The 4,208-nt window shown below is 71.2% G+C and carries 3 protein-coding genes and 3 pseudogenes; 5 read left to right on the forward strand and 1 reads right to left on the reverse strand.

The window, feature by feature from the left end; all coding sequences use genetic code 11:
- Positions 1 to 81 precede the first annotated feature (81 nt).
- From ABZ281_RS40250 to ABZ281_RS40265, 4 genes and pseudogenes are all read left to right on the forward strand, one after another.
- A pseudogene (locus ABZ281_RS40250) lies at positions 82 to 822 on the forward strand (segregation/condensation protein A); the annotation flags it as partial.
- Positions 819 to 1,508, forward strand: coding sequence for an SMC-Scp complex subunit ScpB (scpB, locus tag ABZ281_RS40255; RefSeq protein WP_356662935.1), 690 nt, complete (start codon positions 819 to 821; stop codon positions 1,506 to 1,508). The pseudogene ABZ281_RS40250 and the gene scpB, both read left to right, overlap by 4 nt.
- Positions 1,508 to 2,569, forward strand: a complete 1,062-nt coding sequence (locus tag ABZ281_RS40260) for a pseudouridine synthase (RefSeq protein ID WP_266469856.1) — start codon at positions 1,508 to 1,510, stop codon at positions 2,567 to 2,569. Before scpB ends, ABZ281_RS40260 begins: the two co-directional genes overlap by 1 nt.
- Positions 2,570 to 2,655: 86 nt before the next feature.
- Positions 2,656 to 3,231: pseudogene (locus ABZ281_RS40265) on the forward strand (NUDIX domain-containing protein); the annotation flags it as partial.
- Here the strand turns inward: ABZ281_RS40265 and ABZ281_RS40270 are convergent.
- Positions 3,226 to 3,537: pseudogene (locus ABZ281_RS40270) on the reverse strand (hypothetical protein); the annotation flags it as partial. The pseudogenes ABZ281_RS40265 and ABZ281_RS40270 sit on opposite strands and share 6 nt — an antisense overlap.
- Before the next feature lie 80 nt (positions 3,538 to 3,617).
- On the opposite strand from ABZ281_RS40270, the gene ABZ281_RS40275 reads away from it, so the two are divergent.
- The gene (locus ABZ281_RS40275; RefSeq protein WP_356662936.1) at positions 3,618 to 3,989 is read left to right on the forward strand and encodes an NTP pyrophosphohydrolase; all 372 of its coding nucleotides are present in this window, start codon (positions 3,618 to 3,620) and stop codon (positions 3,987 to 3,989) included.
- Positions 3,990 to 4,208: the final 219 nt, after the last annotated feature.

Consider the following 4,208-nt stretch of genomic DNA (forward strand, 5'->3'; position numbering starts at 1 on the left):
GCCTTCGACCACAGTTGCCCCGTGCGGCGCATCACGCAGTGTTCAAGGCGCTCCATCTCGCTGTCAATCCACGGGCACAGAGAGCACAAGATGGATGTCACCGAGGTCGCGCTGTCGAAAGTGACGGACGAGTTCATGGCCCACATCCGGGCGATGGGGCCGGACTGGGACCTGGACGAGACGACCGAGTTCCTGGTCGTCGCCGCCACCCTGCTCGACCTGAAGGCCGCACGACTTCTGCCCGCCGCCGAGGTGGAGGACGAGGGCGATCTCGCGCTGCTCGAAGCGCGGGATCTGCTGTTCGCCCGGCTGCTGCAGTACCGCGCGTACAAGCAGATCGCCGACATCTTCAGCGGGCGGCTCGACGACGAGGCCCGGCGCTACCCCCGTACCGTCGGCCTCGAAACGCACCACGCCGAGCTGCTGCCCGACGTCGTCATCAGCATCGGGGCGGAAGGATTCGCCAAGCTCGCCGTGAAGGCGATGCAGCCGAGGCCCAAGCCCCAGGTCTACGTGGACCACATCCACGCCCCCCTGGTCAGCGTGCAGGAGCAGGCGCAGATCGTCGTGGCCCGGCTCAGGGAGCTCGGCGAGGCCAGTTTCCGGGCGCTCGTGGCGGACACCGACGACACCCTGACCGTCGTGGCGAGGTTCCTCGCCCTGCTGGAGCTGTACCGCGAGAAGGCCGTCGCGCTGGAGCAGGAGACCGCGCTCGGTGACCTGCTCGTGCGGTGGACCGGCGGGGACGGGGACGAGATCCCGACCGTCACCGACGAGTTCGACCGGCCGCCCGAGCCGCCGAAGGAGGAGAAGAAGGCGTGAGCGAGCCAATCACCGACCTGACGGCCGGGCCGCGTACCGTCGCCGACCTCGATCTGAAACCGGCCCTGGAGGCCGTCCTCATGGTCGTGGACGAGCCCGCGACCGAGGAGCACCTCGCGAAGATACTGGAGCGGCCGAAGCGGCAGATCGCCGACGCCCTGCGCGAGCTGGCCGACGAGTACACCGTCCAGGGCCGCGGTTTCGAGCTGCGGTACGTCGCGAACGGCTGGCGCTTCTACACGCGGGCCGCCTACGCGCCCGCCGTCGAGCGCTTCGTCCTGGACGGCCAGCAGGCCCGCCTCACCCAGGCCGCCCTGGAGACCCTGGCGGTCGTCGCCTACCGGCAGCCGGTCAGCCGCAGCCGGGTCTCGGCCGTCCGCGGAGTCAACTGCGACGGTGTCATGCGTACCCTCCTCCAGCGCGGTCTGATAGAGGAGGCGGGCACGGAACCCGAAACAGGTGCGATCCTGTACGGGACGACGAACTACTTCCTGGAGCGGATGGGCCTGCGCGGTCTGGACGAGCTCCCGGAGCTCGCGCCCTTCCTCCCGGAGGCGGAGGCGATCGAGGCCGAGACCCAGGAAGGCGTACCGTCGTTCGACCCGGACGCGCCTGACGACGACGTGCCGGGCAGCCGCCCGGCCACCCCGGGTACCGACGACGAAGACGACCAGACGGAACTTTGATGCGAAGCAGCGGCAGCGGCAAGAGCGGCGGACGCGGTAACCACCGCGGCGCCGGCAACAACAGGGACCAGAAGCAGGGGCAGGGCCGCCCCAGCAAGCCCCGCCCCGAGGAGCGCCGCTACGACGTGGGCCCCGGGGCGACGAAGGACGGCCCCAAGTCCGGACGCGGCGGCTCCGCCCGGGGCGGCGCCAAGGGCGGGCCCAAGCAGCCCCAGAAGCAGGGGCGTACGGCCCCGGCGCGCCCGCGTGAGTACGAGGCGCAGGTCGAGGAGCGCAATCGCGACCGGTACGCCGGGAAGAAGGAGGTCAAGCTCCCGAAGACCTTCCCCGGTGCCGAGCAGGAGGGCGAGCGGCTGCAGAAGGTCCTCGCCCGCGCGGGCTTCGGCTCCCGGCGTTCCTGCGAGGAGCTGATCGAGCAGGCCCGGGTCGAGATCAACGGCGAGATCGTCCTGGAGCAGGGGCGGCGCGTCGACCCGGAGAAGGACGAGATCAAGGTCGACGGCCTGACCGTCGCCACACAGAGCTACCAGTTCTTCTCGCTCAACAAGCCCGCCGGGGTCGTGTCGACGATGGAGGACCCGGAGGGCCGGCAGTGCCTCGGTGACTACGTCACCAACCGCGAGACGCGGCTCTTCCACGTCGGCCGGCTCGATACCGAGACCGAGGGCGTCATCCTGCTCACCAACCACGGCGAGCTGGCCCACCGGCTGACCCACCCGAAGTACGGCGTGAAGAAGACCTACCTTGCGCACATCGTCGGGCCCATCCCGCGTGACCTCGGCAAGCAGCTCAAGGACGGCATCCAGCTGGAGGACGGCTACGCCCGCGCGGACCACTTCCGGGTCGTCCAGCAGACCGGCAAGAACTACCTCGTGGAGGTCACCCTCCACGAGGGCCGCAAGCACATCGTGCGCCGGATGCTCGCGGAGGCCGGCTTCCCGGTCGACAAGCTGGTCCGGGTCTCCTTCGGGCCGATCACCCTGGGCGACCAGAAGTCGGGCTGGCTGCGGCGGCTGTCCAACACGGAGGTCGGGATGCTGATGCAGGAGGTCGACCTCTAGGGATCACGTCCCTCCGAGGGCTTGTGAGCGACCCGCACCCCCTTTTATAGTCGCACTGACTATTAAAGGGGGTGTTCGTGTTGGTCATGCACGGCTACGACAAGTACGCCCACGAGCCCTTCGCCGTCACCGTCGACCTCGCGGTGTTCACCCTCCGGGAGGGCGCGCTGCACGTGCTGCTCGTCGAGCGCGGGCAGGAGCCGTACACCGGACGCTGGGCCCTGCCCGGCGGGTTCGTGCAGCCGGACGAGTCCGCGGAGACGGCCGCCCGGCGTGAACTCGCCGAGGAGACCGGCCTGTCGGACGTCTCGGGTCTCCATCTGGAGCAGCTGCGGACCTACAGCGAGCCCGATCGCGATCCCCGGATGCGGGTGGTGTCGGTCGCCTTCGCCGCACTGCTGCCCGACGCCCCCGAGGCACACGGCGGCAGCGACGCGGCACAGGCCCGCTGGGTGCCGTACGGCACGGCGGGGCCGCTCGCCTTCGACCACGACCGCATCCTGGCCGACGCCCACGACCGCGTCGGCGCCAAGCTCGAGTACACGTGTCTCGCCACAGCCTTCTGCGCGCCCGAGTTCACCCTCGGCGAGCTCCAGCAGGTCTACGAGACCGTGTGGGGCACCGAGCTCGACCGGCCCAACTTCCGGCGCAAGGTGCTCGCCCTTCTGGTCCGGGTGGCCGATGGGGACCCAGTCCAGGGGCGCGAGCCCGGGCCGGAAGTGCGTGGAGTGCACGAGGCCCGACTCCCCCGGCGCGGTGGGGCGCCAGGCGGCCAGGTGCGCGTACCCGTTGGCACCCTGGCCGACCGCCGCGCCCGGGTGCAGCTTCTGACTGCCGCCGACGGTACGCGAAGCGTCCTCCCAGGAGCCGGCGGGGCCGCGTTCCGCACGGCACAGGACGGCGTCGCCGGAGGGCAGATAGACAGTGAGGCGGCCGTCGCGGCCGCGGATGAGCCAGTCGCCGTTCACGTGTTCACTTTATGCGGCCGACCCGGCCCGCGCGCCGCCCACCCCTGCCTCGCGCCCATCTCCCGTGCGACCCTGGCCATATGAACGCCACCGCGCCTGTCCTGGTCGTCGTCGACGCCGCGAACGTCGTCGGGTCGGTGCCGGACGGGTGGTGGCGGGACCGTCGGGGCGCGGCGGAGCGGTTGCGGGACCGGTTGGCGTCGCAGGGGGTTCCCGCCGTGTCCGGGCCGGTGGAGATCGTGCTGGTCGTGGAGGGGACGGCCCGGGGGGTGGAGTCCGTACCCGGGGTACGGGTGTCGTCCGCCGGGGGCAGCGGAGACGACCACATCGTCGAGGTGGTGGCCGCGGCCGGCGACCGTTCCGTCCTGGTGATCACGGCGGACCGGGAGCTGCGGAGGCGGGTCGGGGAACTGGGGGCGGACGTGGCGGGACCGCGATCTGTACGTCCGTAGGGCGCCCGGGGTCGCCGCTGGGGCCGGGTGGTGCAGCCCGGCGTAGCGGGGTGCCGCTCTCCTTGGGACGGGCGCCGCGCCTGGGGGGCTTCTGATGGATCTCCGCAGGAGAAGGAACGGCGTTCGGTGCGTGCGATCGGCGTGCGGTGCGGAGGGTCATGTGGCGGAGCCACCTGTCCCTTCGCACCGTGCGGCGTGGGGGTCCCCCCGCTCGAGCGA

This window comes from Streptomyces sp. NPDC006265 (genome assembly GCF_040613555.1).
GTDB lineage: Bacteria > Actinomycetota > Actinomycetes > Streptomycetales > Streptomycetaceae > Streptomyces.

Coding starts and splice junctions, on each gene's coding strand:
- ABZ281_RS40260 (WP_266469856.1), top strand. CDS start 1,508: ATGCGAAGCAGCGGCAGCGGCAAGAGCGGCGGACGCGGTAACCACCGC.
- ABZ281_RS40275 (WP_356662936.1), top strand. CDS start 3,618: ATGAACGCCACCGCGCCTGTCCTGGTCGTCGTCGACGCCGCGAACGTC.